This window comes from Nitratireductor alexandrii (assembly GCF_004000215.1).
GTDB classification, from domain to species: Bacteria; Pseudomonadota; Alphaproteobacteria; order Rhizobiales; family Rhizobiaceae; genus Mangrovimarina; species Mangrovimarina alexandrii.
This window is the reverse complement of record NZ_RBVY01000009.1, coordinates 60,285-81,001: the sequence shown is the minus strand read 5'-3', so window position 1 is coordinate 81,001 and position 20,717 is coordinate 60,285. Positions and strand designations below refer to the sequence as shown.

Genomic DNA, 20,717 nt, shown 5'->3' with positions numbered 1-20,717 from the left:
TGATCCGACCGGTGGCTGCGACCGCCCCTTCCGAGCCCGATGCGGGAGGGCTTTTATCCGTCGCGCACGCCGCTAGCCTGCCCGCCGGCATCCGGTTCGCCGCCGGCAGCCGAACCGGGCAACGCACGTTTGGCGCCCGTGACCATGGCCCGAACGAGGTTCTCCCGATGGGCGTAGCTGGCAAGCGCGACGCCGGCGACATGCAGGACAATAAGCACCAGCGTCAGGTTCGCCGCGATCTCGTGCACCTCCTCCCAGATCTCGCCGGTCTCGTCACCTTCACGCACGGCGCCGGAACCGTCCTCAACGGTCCTTTCATGCGCGACGATGCCGGCAAGCGGTCCGCGCCCTGCCTCCATCGCCAGCGTCGCCATGCCGGAAGCGGCCGTCAGCGCCAGCGCGGCGAGCAAAGCGAGCGTCATCGCCCCGCCCGCCGGGCTGTGCCCGAGATGGCGCGGCGCCCTGCCAGTCGCCAGGTCCCGCAGATAGCCGAGCACGCGGGCAGGCCCTGTGACGAAGTCGGAAAACCGCGCCCGCCGCGGCCCGACAAAACCCCAAAGGATACGAAAAGCCACCACGAAGGCGATGGCGTAACCCGCCCAGGAGTGCAGCCATTCGGGCTCGCCCTCGGACAGGTAGGCGGTGGCGAACCCCGCCACCAGCACCCAGTGACCGGTGCGGACGAGCGGGTCCCAGACCCGCTCCATCCCGGTGCTTCGATCCTGGACATCCGCGACCATCAGTCGTCGGAGCTCTGTCTGCGGAGCGGCTCGCCCGTCACGGGATGCAGATAGGCTTCCACGCGCATCCCGTTGGCGTCGGTCATCTCCACCTCGTAGACGCCGTCTTCGGTATCGATCTCGCGCACGGTGTAGCCTTGCGCTTCGAGCTTGGCGGCGAGGTCGGCGATGCTCATCCACTGAGCGCGCGGCGGCATGTCGGCGAAGCGACGGCCGTCGTCGTCGGAGGCACGGGCTCCGGCGGTGGCCAGGGCAACGGCGGTCGCGAGCGCGGCGGTGAGCAAAACGGTGCGTTTCATCGGGTTTCTCCTTGTTGGACGCGGCGGGATTGCCGCGCTGACAAGGCACGTTCTGCCCCATAGCGCCTGACGCCTACCTGACGCGTTTTGTCAGCTTGCCGTCAGCTTGCCGACGGTAAAAGATGGCGCATGATGCGCTCCATCTGCTTAGCCATCCTGTTGATGCTGTCGGCGCCGGCGATCGCCGACGGCGACGACCACGACCGGGCCCGCGCCGCGCTCGAGCGCGGCGACATTCTGCCCCTGTCGAGGATCCTCGCGATAGTCGAGAAAACATGGGGCGGGCGGGTGATCGAGGTCGATCTCGGTCGCGACGACGGACGTTTCGTCTACGAGATCGAGATCGTGACGCCGGCGGGACGGTTGCTGGAGGCCGAGATCGACGCGGCCACGGGCGACCTCATCGAAAGCGATTACGAGGACGATTGATGCGGATCCTGGCGGTCGAGGACGACGCGCGGATCGCGCGCGATATCAAGACCACACTTACCGACGCCGGTTTCCGGGTCGAAACGACGGCCGACGGCGAGGACGCCTGGTTTCTCGGCGACACCGAGGAATACGACCTCGTCGTGCTCGATCTCGGCCTGCCCAGCATGGACGGGCTTGCCGTGCTGAAGAAGTGGCGCGCCGCCGGGCGCGAGATGCCGGTGCTGGTGCTGACGGCGCGCGGGTCCTGGCAGGAACGCGTCGAGGGCATCGAGGCCGGTGCCGACGACTATCTGCCCAAGCCGTTCCGGATGGAGGAGCTGGTGGCGCGGGCCCGGGCGCTGGTGCGCCGCGCCGCCGGGCGCGGTAGCGCGCTCCAGCAGGCCGGCCCGCTCGCCATCGACACCAACCGCATGACGGTGTCGGTGAACGGCGTGCCGGTCTCGCTGACCGCGCTGGAATACCGTCTGATTGCCTATCTCGCCCTGCACGGAGACCGCGTGGTGCCGCCGAGCGAACTGCTCGAGCATCTTTACGGCGATGACGACGCGCGGGAAGCCAACGCGCTCGAAGCCGTCATGACCCGTCTGCGGCGTAAGCTCGGTACCGGCGTGATCGGCACGCGCCGCGGTTTCGGGTATTTCCTGGAAGGTGGAACGGCATGAGCGGCATGTCGCTGCGGCTGCGGCTCGCGCTCGCCGGCGCGGCAGCGGTTATCGTGGCGCTCAGCCTGGCCGGTCTCGGCCTGACAGCCTTGTTCGGCACCCATGTGCAACGCCGCGCCGAAGCCGAAATGGCGGTCCAACTCGACCAGGTGCTGGCGGGCCTGGCGCGGCAGGGACAAGCATTGCGGCTTATCACGCCGCCCGCCGACCCTCGGTTTCGCCGGCCCTATGGCGGGCTCTACTGGCAGATCGAGACGACCGACCAGACGCTGCGCTCGCGCTCGCTGTGGGACGCGGCGCTCGACTTGCCGGCCGACGAGCTGGCCGACGGCCAGGTGCACAGCCACGAGATCGCCGGCCCCGACGACACGACGCTGCTGGCGCTCGAACGCATCGTCGAGCTTCCGGCCTCGCTCGGCGGCGGCGCGGCGCGAGCGACGGTGGCGATGGACGCCGCCGAACTTTCAGCCGCGCGGCGCGCCTTCGCCGCCGATCTGTCGCCCTATCTGCTGCTGCTCGCCCTGATCCTGATCGCCGCTCAGGGCGCGCAACTCGTTTTCGGGCTGCGTCCGCTCGGGCGGATCGGCGCGCGGGTGGCGGCCCTGCGCGACGGCGGGGTGAGGCGCATGGGCGGCGACTGGCCGCGCGAGATGCGTCCGCTCGCCGGGGAGATCGATGCCCTGCTGGAGGCACGCCAGGCCGATGTCGAACGCGCCCGGGCCCGCGCCGGCGATCTGGCGCATGGGCTGAAGACACCGCTGCAGGCCCTGCTCGGCGAAGCCGGACGGCTGCGCGCGCGCGGCGAGGATCAGGCCGCCAGCGCCATCGAAGAGGTCGCCAGCGCCATGCAGACCCATGTCGATCGCGAACTGATCCGCGCCCGGGCCGCCGCGCGCGCGGTGCAGGCAGCGGCACCGGTCGCCGAAATGGTCGCGCGGATCGCCTCGGTCCTGCGCCGTACGCCCGACGGCGAGCGGCTCGACTGGGCGATCGACGCGCCGGCGGAGCTCGCCGTGGCGCTCGACCCGGCCGACCTGTCGGAAGCGCTCGGCGCGCTCGCCGAAAACGCCGCGCGCCACGCCGCCTCCCGGGTCGCGATGACGGCGCGGCAAAGCAACGGGCGCGTGCGCATCGAGATCCGCGACGACGGACCGGGGATACCGGACGACGCACTCGCCTCGATCGCCGGGCGCGGTCGGCGCCTCGACGAAGACCGACATGGCGCCGGGCTCGGGCTGTCGATCGCCGCCGAGATCGCGACGGCGGCCGGGGGCACGCTCAGCCTGGAAAACGGCCTACCCGGCCTGCGGGCTGTACTCGAGCTGCCGGCAGCGGCCAACGGCTGATGGGCGAAACGGCCGCTCTCACCTGACGAGAATGGCGCGAAAGTCGTTGACATTGGTGCCGGTCGGGCCCGGAACGAACAGATCCCCGGCAAGATCGAAGGCCGACCAGGCATCGTGCGCGAGCAGCAAACGACGCGGATCGCCGCCCGCCGCGCGGATGCGGGCCGCCGTCGCGCCGTCGCAAAACGCACCGGCATTATCTTGCGAGCCGTCGATGCCATCGGTATCGGCGGCAAGCGCGTGAATGCCGCCAACCCCGTCAATCTCGAGCGCGAAGGCAAGCAGGAATTCCGTATTGCGGCCGCCCTTACCGAACGCAGCATCGCCGATGGTGACGGTGGTTTCGCCGCCGGACAGCAGCAGAACCGGTCGGGTCGGTGTCCGCGCCCGCTCGGCGTGCTCGCGCGCCAGCGCGGCGTGCATACGGCCGATCTCGCGCGCCTCGCCCTCGATCCGGTCGGACAGGATCGCGGCCTCCACACCGGCCGCGCGCGCCGCGTCAGCCGCGCTGTCGAGCGAAAGCCGCGCCGAGGCGATCACCTCAACCACATTGTCGCGGAAGGCGGGATCTGTGGGCGACGGCGCTCTCGCCCCGGCGGAGCGGATATGGGCGAGAACGCGCTCGGGCAGCTCGATGCGATAGTCGCGCACGATTGCAAGCGCTTCCTCGGCGGTGGCGGAATCGGGAACGGTCGGCCCGGAGGCCACGAGCGCGGGATCGTCGCCCGGCACGTCGGAGACGATCAGGCTCACCACCCTGGCCGGCGCCGCCGCGGCGGCGAGGCGCCCGCCCTTGATGCGGGACATATGCTTGCGCACCACGTTCATGGCCGAAATCGGCGCGCCCGAGGAAAGCAGCGCGCGGTTGACCGCGATCTCGTCGGCAAGCGTCAGGCCGTCGGCCGGTGCGGCGAGCAGAGCCGACCCGCCGCCCGAGATAAGCGCCACGACCAGATCGTCGCCGGTCAGCCCGCCGACCGCGTCGAGCAGCCGCGCCGAGGCGGCAAGCCCGTTCTCGTCGGGCACGGGGTGGGACGCCTGCAGCACCTCGATCCGCGCGCAGGCCTCAACCGGGCCGGCGCGCGCGACCACGACACCGGAGAGCGGTCCGTCCCACAGGCGCTCGAAGGCGGCCGCCATCTGGCTCGCCGCCTTGCCGGCGCCGACCACGACGGTGCGGCCGACGGGGCGTTGCGGAAGGTGGTTGCGCAGCGCCGCCAGCGGATCGGCGGCCTCGACGGCGGTTGCAAACAGGCCGGCGAGAAACCCGCGCGGATCGGCAAGAGGCGGCGTCATCGTGGCATCACCGTGTCGGGACCGAACAGAGGGGCGGGCAGCGCGCTGCCGTGACGAAAACAGGCCGGCGCGGACGGGAGATTGTCCGCCCACCGCGCCGGCTCATGCCGATCATCGGCGATAGGCCGGCCGCTTGGCAAGGCCCCGGCCGCGTCGCGCGACTCGGGCCTCCGCGACACGGCACAGCCGTCAGCGCTTTAGCATGCCCAGCTCGGCCAGCAGCGCGGCGCCCGTCTTGATGCCGTCGATGAAACACGCGACCTTCAAATTCTCGTTCGGCGCGTGGTTGGCTTCATCGGCATTGGCGTAGGGGATGACGAAGGACGGCTGGCCGAGGATCTTGGTGAAGACATAGTCGGGCAGGCTGCCGCCGACGGTCTCCATGCGTAAAATGTCGCCGCGCACCAGACGGTTGCCGTCCGACACCGGGCGCAAGAACCCGCTCGCGCCCGGTGCCGGGATTGACCGTGGGGCGTCCGACGCCATCGCCCATCCCGCCATCGATGCCCCAGGGCAGGTTCTTGACGCTGTCGATGCGCACGGCGAGCACGGCCTCCTCGGCGAGGATCTCGTATTCGCGCACGATTCCACAGCCGCCTCGGTAGCGGCCGGATCCGCCGGAATCGGGCACGACGCCGTAGCGCAGGAGCCGCACCGGATAGCCGAGTTCGAGGAAGTCGCCGGCAAGGCGATCGAGGGCGAGCGACCGCACCGGGCGGGCGACTATTCCTTCAACACTATCGGCATTTCCAGCTATCTGATGCTGTCGTCGACCATGCCGGACGTGCTGCGCGAGGAAAAGGGGTACTACACGGTCGGCGGCTGCGGCGGCAACATTGCCTGGCACACCGAAAACGACACCTTGGAGATCGCCGACAAGGACATTCTCTTGCGCGACATCAAGGTCTATCTGCTCGCAGTGCTGCGCAACGCCAACGCCGACATACTGCCGTTCGACTGGGGCGCCACGACCAAGAATTCGCCGAGACGGTGGCGCAGTACCAGGTCAAGGCCGGAGATCGTTTCGACCTGACGCCGTCGAAAAAGGCGATCGCGGACCTCGCCGCCGCGCTCGAGAATTTCTACAATCGCGTCGCCTCGAAATCGATCGACGCCGGCAGGGCCAACCGGGTGATCCAGGATCTGGCGCGCATCCTGGTGCCGATCAACTTCACCCGCGTCAACCGGTTTCGCCACGATCCGGCGCTGACCATTCCGCCACTGCCGTCGATCGCGGCGGCCGCCGAACTCGACCGGTTCGACGACACCACGCTCGGCTTCGCCAGGACCCAGCTCGTGCGCGGTCAAAACCGCCTGATCTCGGCGCTGCGCCAGGCCCAGCGCCACATCGCGCTCGTCGCCGGCTGACAGCCCGGCGCCGCCGGGTCTGGCCCGGGTAGAAGGGCCGAACACATGGCGCTCAAGGATCGTCGGGCGTCTCCGCGACCGGTTGGCCGCCGCCCCTGCCGGCCGGGGCACGGCCGGCGAAGCGGGCGGCCAGCGGGCTGGCGGTCAGCCCGTGGGCGACGATGCTGATCAGCACGGTCAAAACCACGCAGGCGATCAATTCGTCGCGCCCCGGCACCTCGAAGCGCTCCAGCACGAAAAGCACGAACAGGATCGAAGCCAGTCCACGCGGCCCGAACCAGCCCAGAAACAGCTTTTCGTAGCTGCCGAGCCCCGAACCGGCCAAGGACAGCCAGATCGGCAGCATGCGCACGACGGTCAAGAACAGAACCGCGAGCGCCAGTGTCTTGAGGCTGGCATGCTGGAAGCCGAGCGGCGCCAGCACCGCGCCGAAGATCAGGAAGGTCAGCATGGTCAGCAGTTGCCCTTCGCCTTCCATGAACTCCTCGATGAAGCGCGCGGAGGCGCGCAGACTGTTGCCGAAGGCGAGCCCGCCGGTGAAGGCGGCGATGAAACCGTTGCCGCCGACGAGCTCGGCCCCGAAATAGGCGATGAAGGCGATGCTGAGAAAAAAGATACCCTGATAGACCTCCGTCAACGTGCCGGCCCGGATGGCGACATCGAGCAGGCGCGCGGCGCCGTAACCGATCGCCACGCCGACCAGCGGGCCGAGCACGATCTGCTTCAGCGCGAAGGCGGCCAGGCCGCCGGGCTGCTGGGCCGCGTCGATGGTGCCCGCGCCGGCGGCGAGCGTGGCCGCGACCAGAACGATCGGCAGGGCCAGGCCATCATTGAGCCCGCTTTCGACATTGATGCCGCGACTGATCGGACCCGGCACCGCATCGCTGGTGACGACCGGCTGGCTGAGCGCGGCATCGGTGGGGGTGAGAATGGCGGCGACCAGCATGGCAAGCGCCCAGGACTGGTCCGGCGAGACCCATTTGGCGATCAGCGTGCCGAACAGCACGGTTAGCGGCATGCCGATCAAAAGCATGCGCAGCGGTATGACGAAGCCGCCCGACAGCGCGCGCAGGCTGATGCGCGAGGCATCGGAAAACAGCACCAGCACCAGCGTCACCTCGGCGACCAGATGCACGACTTCGCGCGCGCCATGTATCGGCACGATCTCCGCGCCCGCCAGCCCGATCGCGAGTCCGGTGGCGGTGAACACCATCGGCAGGGTGACCAGCCGGACCTCGAGCGCATGCGACAGAACGGCGTAGACGGCCACCAGCGACAACAGCCCGACAACCAGTTCCGGCGACATCGCGGCTCCCTCTCAACATTCCCGTACGGCCGGTCTGCGGCGGCCGGGGCTTCGCGCCCGCGGCGAAATGGCGAAGCCTACTACAGAACGGTTCGGGATGGCACGATGCAACCGCCGGCGCGCGACAGGCAGCCGCGCCCATGCGTCCGGCCGCGGTCCGCGACGCCGGCGGTCAGGCCGTTTGTTTGTCGCGGGCCGGCAGCGTCCAGTTCGGGCGCGGGAAGTGGCAGGTATAGCCGTTCGGGTATTTTTCCAGATAGTCCTGGTGGACGGGCTCTGCCTGCCAGAACGCGCCGGCCGGCACGATTTCGGTTACCACCCTGCCCGGCCACAGGCCCGACGCCTCGACATCGGCGATCGTGTCCTCGGCGATACGGCGCTGTTCGTCGGTGGTGTAAAAGATCGCCGAGCGGTACTGGCTGCCGACATCGTTGCCCTGACGGTCCAGGGTCGTGGGATCGTGGATCTGGAAAAACAGCTCCAGAATCGCCCGATAATCGGTCTTGCCGGGATCGAATTCGATCTCGATCGCCTCGGCATGACCGGTCTTTCCCGTCTTCACGGTCTCGTAGACCGGCCGATCGGTGTCGCCGCCCGTATAGCCGACGCGGGTCGCGACCACGCCCGGGTGCCGGCGCAGCAGGTCCTGCATGCCCCAAAAACAGCCCCCGGCAAGCACGGCGCGTTCGACATCAGCGCTCATCGGCGTTCTCCTTCTCGGCGAACAGGTGCAGGAACTCGCCATATCCCTCGGCCTCCATTTCCGCGACGGGAACGAAACGCAAGGCGGCGGAATTGATGCAATAGCGCAGGCCGGTGGCCTCGCGCGGCCCGTCCTCGAAGACATGGCCGAGATGGCTGTCGGCATGGCCCGAGCGCACCTCGACGCGTCGCATGCCGTGGCTCTCGTCCAGATGCTCGACGATCTCGGCGGCGGCGAGCGGACGGGTGAAGCTCGGCCAGCCGCAGCCCGACTCGAACTTGTCGGTCGACGCGAAAAGCGGCTCGCCGCTGACGATATCGACATAGAGGCCCGCATCCTTATTGTCGACATAGGCGCCCGAAAACGGCCGTTCGGTGCCGTTTTGCTGGGTGACGCGAAACTGCTCCGCGCTCAGCCGCTCAAGCGCCTCGGGAGTCTTTCGGTAGATCTTTCCGGTCATGGTCTGCTCCACATCCTGCCGCACGTGAAATGGGTATTGGGGCATAGCGTTGCCAGCCCCGCCGGCCGCGACCGGGCCCGCGTGGCCGCGCAGGGTGCCGTGGCCGCACTATTCGAGCTGCAACAGGCGTTCGAGATAGTCCTTCTCCAGCTCGGGGCTCAGCGCATCGCCGAGCCGGCGGCGGATCGCCTCGAGAATGCGCCGGGCGCGCTGTACGTCGATCTCGTCGGGCACCTCGACCGTATCGCCAAAATCGGGGCCGGTCGTGGCGCGCGGTCGGCCCAGCGGATCGCGGTCGGCGTTCTGCTGGCGGCCGCCTTCCTCCGAACCGCCCTGCTCGCCCTGCATGGCCTGGCGCATTTGCTGCATCATGTCCTGCGCGCCGCGGCGCAGCGCCTCGAGCGCGCGGCCCTGCTCGCCAACGGCGCGATCGCCCTGGCCCTCGCCGAGGGCCTCGCCGGCCTCGCCCATCGCCTCGCCGGCTTCGCCGAAACCCTGGCCGGGCTGAATGCCCATGCCTTCGAGGCGATCGGTCAGTTCGCCAAGCTCGCCGCGCAGTTGGCCCTGGCCTTCCTGCAACTGGCGCAGCGCCTCGGCGAATTCCTCCGCGCTCATGCCGCCCTGACCCTGCTGACCCTGCTCGCCATTGTCGCCGCGCTGCTGCCCGGGTTGCTGACCGCGCTGGCCGCGCTGCATCTGATCGAGCCGGTGGGTCTCGTTCATCATCTCCTGCTGCCGGCGCATGATCTCGCCGAGCCTGTCCATCTGCTGGCGCATCTCGCTCTGCTGGCCGTCGCCCTGCTGGCGCTGGTGACGGCCGGCCTGCAGATTGTTCATCATGTTTTGCAGTTGCGACAGGAGTTCCTGCGCCTTGTCGCGGGCACCCGAACGCGCGAGATCCTCGATCTGGTCGAGCATCCGGTCGATGTCGTTGCGGCGCAGTTGCTCGCCGTCTTGCGGCATCTGCATGGCCATGTTGGGATCGCGCGCCGCTCGCTCTGCGAATTCGCGCAGAAAATCCTGCATGGCCTCGCGCAATTCGGCCATCAGCCGCTCGATCTCCTCGTCCGAAGCCCCGTTCTCCAACGCGTCGCGCAGGGCCTGCTGCGCGGCGCGCAGGCGTTTTTCGGCAGCCGTCAGGTCGCCGTCCTCGATGCCGAGTGCGATCTCCCACAGATAATCGACCACGCCGCGCAACGCCTCGTCGTCCTCGGCCAGCGCCAGGCGTTCGCGCGCGCTCACCAGGCCCAGATAATGCGCCATGGTGTCGAACGTATCCTCGGGCCTCAACGTGACGGCGTCCATCAGCGCCAGAACCCGCGACTTGCGGTTGGCGTCGAGCGCCAAAAGCCGGCGCTGCTCGATCACCGCGCGCGCCAGCGGATTGGTGAAGGGACGCTCGGGCAGAACGAGCGTCTTGCCTTCGCTCGTCGCCTCCTGGCCGGCATCGTCGACCGCGGCCAGCCGCATGCCAACCGCGACGCCCGCCCAGGGATGCTCGGTCAAGTCGCGGGCGGTCTTGGCGCGGTTTTCGTCCGCGCCCCGGCGCGGCAGCGAAAGCGGCAGGTCCGGCGCCTCGTAGAGCGGCCGAGCGCCTTCGGGCGGCGGCATCCGCTGCGTGATGATCGCACGCGCCGAAGCCGCGCCGTAGTCGTCCTCGATTTCGTAGACGAGTTCGAGCGTGCCGTTGACCGCACGTTTCGGCTCTTCGACGAAGGCGATCCGCGGCGGCCGGTCCGCGATCACGGTGAAGGCCCAGCTGTCAAGCTCGCGCGTGCCCGCCATCAAGGCGAGCGACCCGGCCTCGGCCAGGCGGTAGACAAACCGGGAGACGCCCGGCCGGGCCGCTTCGCCATCGACCGCGGCGGCAACGGCAATGGCGGCGTCGCTCCCTTCCGGCAAGGCGGCCGCGCGGAAGGCAAGCCGTTCCTCGCCCGACCCGCCGGTGACGCGCAACGACACCTCGCTTCCAGCCGGCACTTCGAACCCCTCCTGCTCGCGATTGGCCTCGGCTGTCAGGAAAACCGGCGGCTTGCCGGTATAGGAGGGCGGCGTCACCCAGGCGTCGATGCGCGCCGGCACCGCGCCGGCCGCGGCATGCGGACGAAACGCGTCGCCAAGGCGCCCGCCATAGGGACTGGCCGAAAAGGCAAAACCGACCACGAGCAGCAGCGGAACCAGGGCACGCAGGGCCCAGGGATCGCGCTCGGGCACTCGCGGGCGCGGCAGGTCGCCCGAAAGCGCGCCCAGCCCTTCGGCGAGACGGCGCTGGTGCTCGCGCCACAGCGCATCGGAAAAGTCGTCCGCCACGCCGGCCGGCCGATCAGCCTGGGCCGTGACCGGACGGTGGCGCAACCGGTTGGCGCGCTCGATGCGCCGATCGATCTCGGCCGGTGTCGGCCAGCGGAAGGACCGCAGAGGATAGAGCGCGGCGAGCGCGGCAAGACCGAAGCCGATCACGGCGGCAATGCGCGCCCAGTCCGGCAGGAGACGAAACAGGCCGAACCACGAGGCGGCGAGGAAGAGCCCAACAACCAGAACGAGCGGCAGGACAAGCGGCCAGCCTCGCTCGGCGAGCATCGCCACGGCGGCCGAAAAGCGTGTCCGGCCGATCTTCAGGGAGCGGTTTGCGCCGGTACGGCCCGCCATGTCTGTGGCCATTGCGTCGTCCTGTTCGGCTCGCGGCCGCCGATCGGCGCCGCGTCACGAGTCACAAGATATCGCAAATGACGGCGAAGACGAGGCAATTCCCGCAATCGTGATCGCGCTGAGTGGCGCGCGAAACCCGCCTGCCGGCTCTAAAGCCAGTCGGGAACGGAATCCAGGCCGATCAGCGCGTCATAGGTCGGGCGCGGGCGCACGACGTGACAGCGATCGCCGCTGACCAGCACCTCGGGCACGAGCAGGCGGGTGTTGTAGGTGCCCGACTGCACCGCGCCGTAAGCACCGGCCGTCCCGACGGCGATCAGGTCGCCCGGCCCCATCCGCGGCAGGGATCGTTCCAGGCCGAGATAATCGCCGGTCTCGCAGACAGGGCCGACGACATCGACTGTCAGGGTCTGCGTATCGCGGCCCGGCTGCGCGACCGGGCGGATGTCGTGATAGGCGTCGTAGAGCGTCGGGCGGATCAAATCGTTCATGGCCGCGTCGACGATCAGGAAATTGCGGGCATCGCCCTCCTTCAGGAAGATGACGCTCGCCACCAGGATGCCGGCATTGCCGACGATCATGCGTCCCGGTTCGAAGATCACCTTGACGCCGAGCCCGGCCATGCGCTTGCGCACCATCGCCGCATAGGCGTCCGGCAAGGGCGGCGGATCGTCGTCGAAACGGTAGGGAATGCCGAGCCCCCCGCCGAGATCGACATGTTCGATGGCGTGGCCGTCGGCCCGCAGCGCCTGGGTCAGCTCGGTCAGCAGGGCGAAAGCGTCGTCGAAGGGCTGCAACTCGGTGATCTGGCTGCCGATATGCATGTCGACGCCGCTGACGCGGAGCCCCGGCAGGGCGGCGGCGCGACGATAGGCGTCGCGCGCATGCTGCCAGGCGATGCCGAACTTGTTTTCCGCCTTGCCGGTGGAAATCTTACGGTGCGTCCTGGCATCGACGTCCGGGTTGATGCGCAGCGAGACCGGCGCGACCCGCCCGGCCGCGACCGCGCGTGCCGACAACAACTCCAGTTCGGGCTCGGATTCCACGTTGAAGCAAAAAATGCCGGCCTGGAGCGCGAAATCCATCTCCGCGGCGGTTTTGCCGACGCCCGAAAACAGGATCTTGCCGGGATCGAAACCGGCCGCCAGCGCGCGGCGCAATTCGCCTTCCGAGACCACGTCGGCGCCGGCGCCGAGACCGGCGAGCGTTTTCAGCACCGCCTGGTTGGAATTCGCCTTCATCGCGTAGCACACCAGCGCGTCGAGGTCGGCAAAGGCGTTCGAAAACACGTTATAATGCCGGCTCAGCGTGGCGGTCGAATAGCAGTAGAACGGCGTTCCGACGGCAGCCGCGATCTGCGGCACCGGCACGTCTTCGGCGAACAGGACGCCGTCGCGATAATCGAAATGGTTCACGTCACGTCCAGCAAAGAAAGATGTTCATCAGTCCGGCCGCAAGGCGCCGGGCAGCTTGCATGTCAGTCGATCAGACCGTCGAGGATGAACGGCTTGTCGGCTGCGGGCGGCTCGGGCGCCGGCGGCAGTTCCTCGCCCTTCTTCTCGGCCTCGGCGCGTTTTTCCAGCGCGGCCTCGTAGGGCGTGATCGGCGGGCTGCGGCGTCCGCACGCGGCCAGGGAGCCGGCGACGGCCAGCAAGGCAAGCAGCAGGGCGGTTCGGCGGAGGCACATGGCAATCCTCGTCATGACGAAGCACTGTGTTTAGCGGAGATCGTTTTGCGATGCACCCCTTTTGCGGCGCCGCGTCAGGCGCGCGCCAGCCGTTTTTTCCAGTAGCGAATCTGGCGGCGGACCTCGGCGGGCGCGGTGCCGCCGAACGAGGTGCGGCTGCGTACCGAATTGCGCACCGACAGCACCGAATAGACGTCCTCGGTGATGCCGGCATGGATCGCCTGCAATTCTTCCAGGGTGAGTTTTTCGAGCGCGGACTTCTTGTCCTCGGCCAGCGCCACGGCGCGGCCGGTGACATGGTGCGCCTCGCGGAACGGTAGGCCGGCCACCCGCACCAGCCAGTCGGCGAGGTCGGTCGCGGTGGCATAGCCGGCGCCGGCCGCCTTGCGCATGGCGGTCTTGTCGACCGTCATGTCGGCGACCATGCCGGTCATCGCCGCCAGCATGAGTTCGAGCGCCTCGGCGGCGTCGAAGACGGCTTCCTTGTCTTCCTGCATGTCCTTGGAATAGGCGAGCGGCAGGCCCTTCATCACCGTCAGCAGGGCAAGCAGGTCGCCATTGATGCGCCCGGTCTTGGCGCGAACGAGTTCGGCGGCGTCGGGGTTCTTCTTCTGCGGCATGATCGAGGAGCCGGTGGAAAAGGAATCCGACAGGCGCACGAACCCGAATTGCGGCGTCGACCAGATGACGATCTCCTCGGCCAGGCGCGACAGATGGGTGGCGCAGATCGCCGCCGTCGACAGGAACTCGAGCGCGAAGTCGCGATCCGACACGCTGTCGATCGAGTTGCGGGTCGGGCCGCGGAAGCCGAGCGCCTCAGCGGTCATGGTGCGATCGATCGGGAAGCCGGTGCCGGCCAGCGCGGCGGCGCCGAGCGGGCTTTCGTCGAGGCGCTCGAGCGCGTCGCGCACCCGCGACAGGTCCCGACCGAACATCTCCACATAGGCCATGCAATGATGGCCGAAGGTGACCGGCTGCGCCGACTGCAAATGGGTGAAGCCCGGCATGATGGTGCCGGCATGGTCCTCGGCCCGCGCCAGGAAGGCGCCGATCAGCCCCTTGAGCGCCTCGGCGGTGCGGGTAAGCTCCTCCTTCACCCAAAGCCGGAAATCGACGGCGACCTGGTCGTTGCGCGAGCGCGCCGTATGTAGACGCCCGGCCGACGGCCCGATCAGTTCGGCCAGACGGGCTTCGATATTCATATGGATATCTTCGCGCGCGGCCGAAAAGGTGAAGGTGCCGGCCTCGATTTCTTCCAGGATCGTGTTCAGGCCGTGAGCGATACGGCTTTGATCTTCGGCCGAGATTATGCCTGTTTCGGCGAGCATCACGCTATGGGCGAGCGAGCCGCGAATGTCCTGGGCGTAGAGCTTGCGGTCGAAGTCGATGGATGCGTTGATCGCCTCCATGATGGCCGCCGGCCCCGAGGCAAAACGTCCGCCCCACATTTCGTTGCTGGTCTTTTTGTCGCTCATGATGCTAACCGGACGCCGGAGTTAGGCCCTATGGACTGGAAGATGCTGAACATGCCCGCCACGCGCCTGATCCTGGCCGCCGCGGTCGCCGGGGTTCTGGCCGGCGCGATCGCCGTATACGTGAGGTCGGCCGCCGATGGCAACACGGACCGCCCGGGCGCCGACGTCGCCGCGGCAAGCTGCGAGGCCAAGACGGGGCAAGCGACGGCCGTGGGCGCGGCGGCCAAGGGCGCGGTCGCGGCGATGCTGGCCGCCGACCCGCCGCAATCGCTGAGCACCCTTGCCTTCAACGACCCGGACGGCAAGCCGATCACGCTGGCCGCGCTTTCGGGCAAGACGGTGCTGATGAATCTGTGGGCGACGTGGTGCGCCCCGTGCCGGGCCGAAATGCCGGCGCTAGACGCCCTGCAAAAGGAGATGGGCGGCCCGGATTTCGAAGTGGTGGCAGTCAATGTCGATACCGGTAGCGACGAGAAACCGCTTAAGTTCCTGGACGAGATCGGCATCGGGTCGCTGCGCTTCTACCGCGACAACACGCTCGGCCTGTTCAACGAGCTGAAAACCCGTTCGCTCGCGCTCGGCCTGCCGGTCACGCTGCTGATCGACGCGGAAGGCTGTCTGCTGGCGCATATGAACGGCCCCGCCGAATGGCACACCGACGATGCCAAGACGCTGATCCGCGCCGCCATGCACGGCAACGATTAAGTAACACGCCACAATTAGGTAACACCCCGTAAGGATTTGTGAGAGCGCTACCGCCGGTTTTGGCGTATACAGGCGCACTTCCGGGGCAGATCTGAATATTTTACAACGCGTAGCGTGATCGAGGGGACTATGGTCGGGGAAGACAAACAACAGCCGCGCGGCGACCGTTCCGGCAATGAAACGGCGTTGCGGGATAGCGTGAACCCATCGCAGGAACAGGACTCTCCGTTCAACGGCGATCCCCATGCGGCGCATCCGCACGATCCGTTCCGGGATCTTTTCGGCGACAGCCGCCAGACGTTCGAATTCTAGAACCGTTCCGCTGTTCACGGGATCGCAGATCGGCTCCGACTTATCGTTTTGACGCGTTTTTGAACGGCGAACCGGTTTCCACCTCGCCTGCAAACGCTCTTGAGCAGGCCGGCGTGGGCGGCAATTCGACGAACCGCCGCCTCATCCCTCCTCCCTTCACGGCCTGATCAACCGGTCGCACCTGTTCTGGGCTGCGCTCCGGCAGCATCGTCCGCACGCGCGTCAAACCGCGTTGCCGCATTGGCCAGCACATATCCGGCCAAATCCAGTTCCTCCAGCGGCTTGGCGAAATAGAAACCCTGCAACTGGTTGCAGGCGATCTCGCGCAGGAACTCGACCTGCTCGAGCGTCTCGACCCCTTCGGCCGTGATGTGGATCTTGAGCGTGCGTCCCAGCGACACGATCGAGCGCAGAATATCGCGCGCCACCGCGTCCTCGGACGAGGCCGTGACGAAGGATTTGTCGATCTTGATCTTGTCGAAGGGAAATTTCAGCAGATAGGCGAGGCTGGAATAACCGGTGCCGAAATCGTCCATCGCCACCGTCACGCCCAGAGCCTGGATGCGGTTGAGCTTCTCGATCACCTCGTCCGGGTTTTCGATCAGCAGGCTTTCGGTGATCTCGAGTTCCAGACGATGCGGCGGCAGGCCGGTCTTGTCCAGCGCGTCGCGAACGACGGACACGATGTCGGAAAGCTGGAAATGCCGCGCCGACAGATTGACCGCGACGTTGAGATCGCCCGGCCATACCGTGGCCGCGGCGCAGGCCGCCTCGATCGTCCAATCGCCGATCTGCTTGATGAGCCCCGATTGCTCGGCCAGCGGAATGAATTCCGACGGCGGAACGAGACCGCGGATCGGGTGGTTCCAGCGCACCAGCGCCTCGAAGCCGCTGGGGCGATTGTCCTCGGCCGAGACCAGCGGCTGATAATGCAGGACGAGTTCGTTTTCCGCGATCGCCTGACGCAGTTCGGCCTCCAGCATGCGGCGTTCGCGCAGATCCGAATCCATCTGCGCTTCGAAAAATCGATAGGCGCCGCGCCCCTCGGCCTTGGCGCGATAAAGCGCAAGGTCGGCGTTGCGCAGAATCTGGTCCGGGCGGATGCCGTTGATCGGCGCGACGGCGATGCCGATGCTGACGCCGATGGAAACGAATTCGCCCTCGATCTGGTAAGGGCTGGACAGGTCCTCGACCAGCCGCGCCGCCAGGCCGGCGACCGTCGCCGTCTCGCATTCATTGGCCAGGATCAGCGCGAATTCGTCGCCGCCCAGGCGCGCGGCGATGTCGGTTTCGCGCACGATGTTCTTGATACGCCGGGCAACCATTTCCAAAAGCCTGTCGCCGACCATGTGGCCCATGCTGTCATTGACGGCCTTGAACTGGTCGAGATCGAGATAAAGCACCGCGAACGGCGAGCCGTAGCGCTCCAACCTGGCAACGTTCTGTTTCAAGAGCTCGGTGAAACGGGCGCGATTGACCAGCCCGGTCAGCGCGTCGTTGTGGGCCAGGAAACTGATGCGGCGTTCCGCCTGCTTTTCGGCGGTCACGTCGGACGCCGTGCCGATATAGCCGCGATAGGCCCCGAACTCGTCGCGCGCCGGCTTGCCGGTCATCCGCCACCAGGTTTCGCCGGGGGCCTCGCCGATCCGGATCTCGACATCGGAAAACGGCGCACCGTCGGCGATCGCGGTCTTAATGCCGCGGATGACGGGATCGTTTCCATCGCCCAAGCCTTGCAGAAAGGCGAGGAAATCGACACCGACAAGCGCCGCCCGCGTGCGGCCGGCCGCGGCCTCGAAGCGCTCCGAAACCCGATCGATCCGTCCGTCGCAATCAAATTCCCACAGCCAGTCGGAGGAGTTTTCCTCAAACTCCTTGAGCAACAGGGAAATGATCTCGTTCTGCTCGCTGATCTTCATTTCCGACACCCGGTGCACGACGAAGTCGCGCACATGGCGCTGGCTCGCCAATATGATGACGGCCATGAAGCAGACCAGCAGTACGGCCAGAACAAGCGCTGTGGCACCGTCCTGCATCTGGGTAAGCGCAACGAGGGAGCCGAGGAAAATCGGCACCAGAAACGCCAGTGCCGCCTGCGGAAGGGTGACCAGGATAAGGCCGCCGGCACTCAACATGCCGGCGATCGCCACAGCCGTGATCAGGGTGACCGTCGCCTGATCCTGCCCTATCAGCAAGATCGGCACGAGCCCCCAAAGCGTTCCGGCAATCAGCGTGTCGGTAACGATGGCGCGCAGCGTCCCGTCGCCTGGGGCGCCGTCGTGCACGCTGCCGCGCCACAAGGTCAGTCCTCTTCGCAGCGAAACCAGAAGTGCCGCGGCCCAAATCAGGACCGCCGGAAATGCCGACGTACCGGCGGCGACCCATACCAGCGACAGTGCCGCGACGATCGCCCCGGCCGCGGCGATCGGCAGAACCTCTACGATGGCCCTGATCTGCTGGCGATGCAAACCCGCGCGGATCGACGGATCGAGTTCACTCACCCCCACCGCGCGCTCGAAACTGGCGCTCAACCGGCGCACGACCCCCATTATCGGCACAACTCAACCCCCACGGTTTGTGTCGAGAAACACTAGGACGCCCTGCTTAAGTTTCAGTTTCCATGCAAAAAGACGGCGTTCTTCACTTGATACTTTTATGAATTTGGAAAACCAACGCGGCTCAAAAGAAACTAATTGTTATTTCAATTAAAATTTTGCATTTCTTATATAAACATATTCTTCCATACATTTGCCTCTTGGTTAATTTTTTCTCCCTGAAAAGCTGTAAATCAAAATAAACCATTCCACTTAATCGGAAATTGAAGTGTCCCGGGTATTGTCTCGTCAAAGAAAAATGCGAGCATGGAACACGGGGACTTCGATATGAGCGCAAACAAGCAAGGCCGGGCCATTCCGGAAACAGCCCTGAAAGGCAGCCTGCGCGACTTTCGCCAGCCGGCGGGCGCGGAACTGATCAGACGCGGCGACGGGTTTTTCGCCTGGCAGGATGAACGGCGCGAACACGGGTTGTGGCCCTACGCCAAATCGACCGCCTCGGCGCCGAAAACGCATTGTTCGGCACGCACCGACTGCGGCGAGGAGATATCCGGGGTGAATTTCGCCTCGCAGGACTATCTTAGCCTGGCCTCACACCCGCGGATCAAAGAAGCGGCGATCGAGGCGATCGAAGAATACGGCGTGCACAGTGCCGGCTCGGCGGCGCTTTTGGGCAATACTCGCCAATCGCTGCAGCTGGAGCGGACCATCTCCGACTATCTGAACGAGCGCGAGATCGTGCTCTATCCGACGGGATGGTCGGCCGGCTTCGCCTCGGTGCAGGGCCTGGTGCGGCCCAACGACCATGTCGTGCTCGACGTGCTTGCCCATTCCTGTCTTCAGGAAGGCGCCCGGGCCGCAACGCAGAACATCCATTTCCACGGTCATCTCAACGTCGAAGGCTTGGCGCGGCGGCTTCAGCGCATCCGTAACACCGATCGGGAAAACGGCATCCTGGTGGTGACCGAAAGCCTGTTTTCCATGCATTCCGACACGCCTGACATCGCCGCGCTGCGCGCGACATGCGACGAATACGGCGCCACGCTTCTGGTCGACTGCGCGCATGATTTCGGCTGCATCGGCGATGACGGCCTCGGCCATCTCGGGCTGCAGAACATGATCGACAATGTCGACATCATTATCGGCAGCTTTTCGAAGACGTTTGCCTCGAATGGCGGCTTCGTTGCCGTCAAGAGCCGGGCAACCGCCGAATATCTGAAATATTACAGCGCCACGCAGACCTTTTCCAACGCGCTGTCGCCGGTTCAGGCGGCAACCGTGCTGGCCGCGTTCGAGATCGTGCGCTCGCAGGAGGGGCGCGAGCGCCGCCGCAGGCTGATGGACAACATCCTCTACATGCGCAACGAAATGGCCAAAGCCGGCATGGAAACGCTCGGCGACCCGTCGCCGATCGTGCCGGTGCGCGTGGGGGCGGAGGGCCTGGCGCGGATCGCCTCGCGCGAACTGGCCTCGGTCGGCGCGATCGCCAATCTGGTCGAGTATCCGGCCGTGCCGCAAGGAGGAGCGCGGTTCAGGGTGCAGGTGATGGCCGATCACTCTGCCGAGGACGTCGACATGCTGGTGCGGCTGATGCGCGAGGCCATGCGCCATGCCGATCTCGAATTTCGCTCCTATCGCGAAAACGATCCCTCGCCCGGTTCCGTTCGCGGCTGGGAAGCCGCATCGAACGCGGCCTGAGGACATCGTTCCATGAACGGCCGGACTTCGCGCGCCCTTCGCCTGCTTGCCGTCGACGACGACGCGGCCTCGGCCGAACTCGTCGTGCGCGTGGCCGAGCGTTGCGGGTTCGAGGCGTTCGCGACCTCCGACTCGCGCGGTGTGTTGAACATCGCGCGAGCGCTCTCGCCCGACATCATGGCGCTCGACATCAACATGCCGAACCTGGACGCGTTCGACCTGATGCGGCTTTTGGCCGAAGCCGGTTTTGCGGGACGGATCCTGATCGTCAGCGGCGAGCAGGAGACGGTTCTCCAGCAGACCCAGGCCAGGGCCGAGGCGCTCGGCTTGACCGTGCCCTACGTGCTGCAGAAGCCGCTCGATTTCCAGAAACTGCGCGCCATGCTGTTGGCGCGGGACGTCGTGGCCGCCGCCTGAGCAGCGCACAACGCCGACGGCAACGATCGCCGGCGCCGGCGCCGGCCCCGTGCGCGTGGCGGGGCTGCCCATTTCGAAATCCCGAGTCCCCACAACACCGACCGGCGTGAAAGCGGCTCGGCCGCCCCGAGCCGTATCGATCACACGGTCAGGCTGGCGCGCGCTCGGCGGCCAAGATTGGAGCCGGCAGCGGGATGCCGGGATCGGGCGCGGTTGCCCGCCGCCCCCCTTCGATCACGGGCGGGCCTGCAGGCTGCCCTCGATCTTTCCCAGCAGACGCTGCAGGTCCACGGGCTTGGTGTCGAAATCGCAACAGCCCGCCTCGAGGCTCTTGACCCGGTCGGATTCGAACGCGCTCGCCGTCAGCGCGATGATTGGGATCGCCTCGGTGCGGGGGTCGGCCTTTATACGCCGCGTCGCCTCCCAGCCATCCATCTCGCCCAGCCCGATATCCATCAAGATGACATCGGGCATCACCTCGCCCGCGGCACGAACGCCGGCCGGCCCGTCCTCGGCGAAGCGTATGTTGTAGCCGCGGCGTTCCAGCCGTCGCCCGAGAACATCGCGATTGATCGGATTGTCTTCGACAATGAGAACCACAGTCATG

Annotated in this window: 21 protein-coding genes and 1 pseudogene; 9 read left to right on the top strand and 13 right to left on the bottom strand. The window is 66.9% G+C overall.

Translation table 11 applies throughout. The annotated features are described in order from the left end of the window. Positions 1-53: 53 nt before the first annotated feature. A complete protein-coding gene (locus tag EP380_RS18925) occupies positions 54-740 on the bottom strand; it encodes a cytochrome b/b6 domain-containing protein (protein WP_127600051.1) in 687 nt (228 codons plus the stop codon). Beyond that, entirely contained in the window at positions 740-1,039 is a 300-nt protein-coding gene (locus tag EP380_RS18920; RefSeq protein ID WP_127600049.1) for a PepSY domain-containing protein, read from the bottom strand. The genes EP380_RS18925 and EP380_RS18920 overlap by 1 nt, the downstream gene beginning before the upstream one ends. A gap of 129 nt (positions 1,040-1,168) precedes the next feature. Here EP380_RS18920 and EP380_RS18915 point away from each other — a divergent pair, with 129 nt between their 5' ends. Genes EP380_RS18915 through EP380_RS18905 form a run of 3 tightly spaced genes read left to right on the top strand, consistent with a single transcriptional unit; the run spans position 1,169 to position 3,479 of the window. Then, positions 1,169-1,468 (top strand): PepSY domain-containing protein, encoded by a 300-nt coding sequence (locus EP380_RS18915; protein WP_199190508.1) that lies wholly within the window; start codon positions 1,169-1,171, stop codon positions 1,466-1,468. Continuing rightward, positions 1,468-2,133: a response regulator transcription factor gene (locus EP380_RS18910; protein ID WP_106572632.1), complete on the top strand. Its 666-nt coding sequence runs from the start codon at positions 1,468-1,470 to the stop codon at positions 2,131-2,133. The genes EP380_RS18915 and EP380_RS18910 overlap by 1 nt, the downstream gene beginning before the upstream one ends. Then, a complete protein-coding gene (locus EP380_RS18905) occupies positions 2,130-3,479 on the top strand; it encodes a sensor histidine kinase (protein ID WP_127600047.1) in 1,350 nt (449 codons plus the stop codon). The genes EP380_RS18910 and EP380_RS18905 overlap by 4 nt, the downstream gene beginning before the upstream one ends. 18 nt (positions 3,480-3,497) lie before the next feature. On the opposite strand, the gene EP380_RS18900 is transcribed toward EP380_RS18905, so the two are convergent. Both EP380_RS18900 and EP380_RS23800 read right to left on the bottom strand, forming a co-directional pair. Further along, a complete protein-coding gene (locus EP380_RS18900; RefSeq protein WP_106572634.1) occupies positions 3,498-4,775 on the bottom strand; it encodes a glycerate kinase type-2 family protein in 1,278 nt (425 codons plus the stop codon). A gap of 189 nt (positions 4,776-4,964) precedes the next feature. Further along, positions 4,965-5,454, bottom strand: a pseudogene (locus EP380_RS23800) (hydantoinase B/oxoprolinase family protein); the annotation flags it as partial. 81 nt (positions 5,455-5,535) lie between these two features. On the opposite strand from EP380_RS23800, the gene EP380_RS23795 reads away from it, so the two are divergent. Continuing rightward, entirely contained in the window at positions 5,536-5,808 is a 273-nt protein-coding gene (locus EP380_RS23795) for a hypothetical protein (protein ID WP_238719933.1), read from the top strand. Continuing rightward, a complete protein-coding gene (locus EP380_RS18885) occupies positions 5,766-6,143 on the top strand; it encodes a hypothetical protein (protein WP_106572637.1) in 378 nt (125 codons plus the stop codon). Before EP380_RS23795 ends, EP380_RS18885 begins: the two co-directional genes overlap by 43 nt. Positions 6,144-6,195: 52 nt before the next feature. Here the strand turns inward: EP380_RS18885 and EP380_RS18880 are convergent, their stop codons facing one another. The 7 genes from EP380_RS18880 to argH all read right to left on the bottom strand — a co-directional run bounded on the left by EP380_RS18880 (position 6,196) and on the right by argH (position 14,423). Beyond that, on the bottom strand, positions 6,196-7,449 hold the full coding sequence (locus EP380_RS18880; protein WP_127600036.1) for a cation:proton antiporter: 1,254 nt from the start codon (positions 7,447-7,449) through the stop codon (positions 6,196-6,198). 172 nt (positions 7,450-7,621) lie between these two features. Then, complete coding sequence (gene msrA, locus EP380_RS18875; RefSeq protein ID WP_127600034.1) at positions 7,622-8,152, bottom strand: peptide-methionine (S)-S-oxide reductase MsrA; 531 nt, start codon at positions 8,150-8,152, stop codon at positions 7,622-7,624. Beyond that, positions 8,142-8,612, bottom strand: coding sequence for a peptide-methionine (R)-S-oxide reductase MsrB (gene msrB, locus EP380_RS18870; RefSeq protein WP_106572640.1), 471 nt, complete (start codon positions 8,610-8,612; stop codon positions 8,142-8,144). The genes msrA and msrB overlap by 11 nt, the downstream gene beginning before the upstream one ends. Positions 8,613-8,720: 108 nt before the next feature. After that, on the bottom strand, positions 8,721-11,273 hold the full coding sequence (locus tag EP380_RS18865; RefSeq protein WP_238719932.1) for a TIGR02302 family protein: 2,553 nt from the start codon (positions 11,271-11,273) through the stop codon (positions 8,721-8,723). 137 nt (positions 11,274-11,410) lie between these two features. Continuing rightward, positions 11,411-12,676 (bottom strand): diaminopimelate decarboxylase, encoded by a 1,266-nt coding sequence (lysA, locus tag EP380_RS18860; RefSeq protein ID WP_127600032.1) that lies wholly within the window; start codon positions 12,674-12,676, stop codon positions 11,411-11,413. Between the two features lie 62 nt (positions 12,677-12,738). Then, positions 12,739-12,948 (bottom strand): lipoprotein, encoded by a 210-nt coding sequence (locus tag EP380_RS18855; protein WP_106572642.1) that lies wholly within the window; start codon positions 12,946-12,948, stop codon positions 12,739-12,741. Between the two features lie 74 nt (positions 12,949-13,022). After that, on the bottom strand, positions 13,023-14,423 hold the full coding sequence (gene argH, locus EP380_RS18850; protein ID WP_127600030.1) for an argininosuccinate lyase: 1,401 nt from the start codon (positions 14,421-14,423) through the stop codon (positions 13,023-13,025). Between the two features lie 30 nt (positions 14,424-14,453). On the opposite strand from argH, the gene tlpA reads away from it, so the two are divergent. Together tlpA and EP380_RS18840 are read left to right on the top strand one after the other, a co-directional pair. Next, positions 14,454-15,128 carry a thiol:disulfide interchange protein TlpA gene (tlpA, locus tag EP380_RS18845; RefSeq protein ID WP_127600028.1) on the top strand — a complete coding sequence of 225 codons (675 nt, stop codon included), beginning with the start codon at positions 14,454-14,456 and terminating at the stop codon, positions 15,126-15,128. Positions 15,129-15,257: 129 nt separating this feature from the next. Further along, positions 15,258-15,440, top strand: a complete 183-nt coding sequence (locus tag EP380_RS18840; protein WP_127600026.1) for a hypothetical protein — start codon at positions 15,258-15,260, stop codon at positions 15,438-15,440. Positions 15,441-15,607: 167 nt separating this feature from the next. Here the strand turns inward: EP380_RS18840 and EP380_RS18835 are convergent, their stop codons facing one another. After that, complete coding sequence (locus tag EP380_RS18835; RefSeq protein ID WP_238719931.1) at positions 15,608-17,971, bottom strand: putative bifunctional diguanylate cyclase/phosphodiesterase; 2,364 nt, start codon at positions 17,969-17,971, stop codon at positions 15,608-15,610. A gap of 351 nt (positions 17,972-18,322) precedes the next feature. Between EP380_RS18835 and EP380_RS18830 the strand changes: the two genes are divergently transcribed. Beyond that, positions 18,323-19,693 (top strand): aminotransferase class I/II-fold pyridoxal phosphate-dependent enzyme, encoded by a 1,371-nt coding sequence (locus tag EP380_RS18830; RefSeq protein WP_127600024.1) that lies wholly within the window; start codon positions 18,323-18,325, stop codon positions 19,691-19,693. A gap of 12 nt (positions 19,694-19,705) precedes the next feature. Continuing rightward, a complete protein-coding gene (locus EP380_RS18825) occupies positions 19,706-20,110 on the top strand; it encodes a response regulator (RefSeq protein ID WP_106572647.1) in 405 nt (134 codons plus the stop codon). A gap of 234 nt (positions 20,111-20,344) precedes the next feature. Here EP380_RS18825 and EP380_RS18820 read toward each other — a convergent pair whose 3' ends face one another. Further along, positions 20,345-20,716, bottom strand: coding sequence for a response regulator (locus EP380_RS18820; protein WP_106572648.1), 372 nt, complete (start codon positions 20,714-20,716; stop codon positions 20,345-20,347). Position 20,717: the final 1 nt, after the last annotated feature.

Bases quoted from the DNA above. Each gene is read 5' to 3' on its own strand.
- EP380_RS18830 (WP_127600024.1), top strand. From the start codon at position 18,323: ATGAGCGCAAACAAGCAAGGCCGGGCCATTCCGGAAACAGCCCTGAAA.
- EP380_RS18820 (WP_106572648.1), bottom strand. From the start codon at position 20,716: ATGACTGTGGTTCTCATTGTCGAAGACAATCCGATCAATCGCGATGTT.
- msrA (WP_127600034.1), bottom strand. From the start codon at position 8,152: ATGAGCGCTGATGTCGAACGCGCCGTGCTTGCCGGGGGCTGTTTTTGG.
- EP380_RS18920 (WP_127600049.1), bottom strand. From the start codon at position 1,039: ATGAAACGCACCGTTTTGCTCACCGCCGCGCTCGCGACCGCCGTTGCC.
- EP380_RS18925 (WP_127600051.1), bottom strand. From the start codon at position 740: ATGGTCGCGGATGTCCAGGATCGAAGCACCGGGATGGAGCGGGTCTGG.
- EP380_RS18900 (WP_106572634.1), bottom strand. From the start codon at position 4,775: ATGACGCCGCCTCTTGCCGATCCGCGCGGGTTTCTCGCCGGCCTGTTT.
- EP380_RS18880 (WP_127600036.1), bottom strand. From the start codon at position 7,449: ATGTCGCCGGAACTGGTTGTCGGGCTGTTGTCGCTGGTGGCCGTCTAC.
- argH (WP_127600030.1), bottom strand. From the start codon at position 14,423: ATGAGCGACAAAAAGACCAGCAACGAAATGTGGGGCGGACGTTTTGCC.
- EP380_RS18855 (WP_106572642.1), bottom strand. From the start codon at position 12,948: ATGTGCCTCCGCCGAACCGCCCTGCTGCTTGCCTTGCTGGCCGTCGCC.
- EP380_RS18825 (WP_106572647.1), top strand. From the start codon at position 19,706: ATGAACGGCCGGACTTCGCGCGCCCTTCGCCTGCTTGCCGTCGACGAC.
- EP380_RS18840 (WP_127600026.1), top strand. From the start codon at position 15,258: ATGGTCGGGGAAGACAAACAACAGCCGCGCGGCGACCGTTCCGGCAAT.
- EP380_RS18915 (WP_199190508.1), top strand. From the start codon at position 1,169: ATGATGCGCTCCATCTGCTTAGCCATCCTGTTGATGCTGTCGGCGCCG.
- msrB (WP_106572640.1), bottom strand. From the start codon at position 8,612: ATGACCGGAAAGATCTACCGAAAGACTCCCGAGGCGCTTGAGCGGCTG.
- tlpA (WP_127600028.1), top strand. From the start codon at position 14,454: ATGGACTGGAAGATGCTGAACATGCCCGCCACGCGCCTGATCCTGGCC.
- EP380_RS18910 (WP_106572632.1), top strand. From the start codon at position 1,468: ATGCGGATCCTGGCGGTCGAGGACGACGCGCGGATCGCGCGCGATATC.
- EP380_RS23795 (WP_238719933.1), top strand. From the start codon at position 5,536: ATGCTGTCGTCGACCATGCCGGACGTGCTGCGCGAGGAAAAGGGGTAC.
- EP380_RS18865 (WP_238719932.1), bottom strand. From the start codon at position 11,273: ATGGCCACAGACATGGCGGGCCGTACCGGCGCAAACCGCTCCCTGAAG.
- EP380_RS18905 (WP_127600047.1), top strand. From the start codon at position 2,130: ATGAGCGGCATGTCGCTGCGGCTGCGGCTCGCGCTCGCCGGCGCGGCA.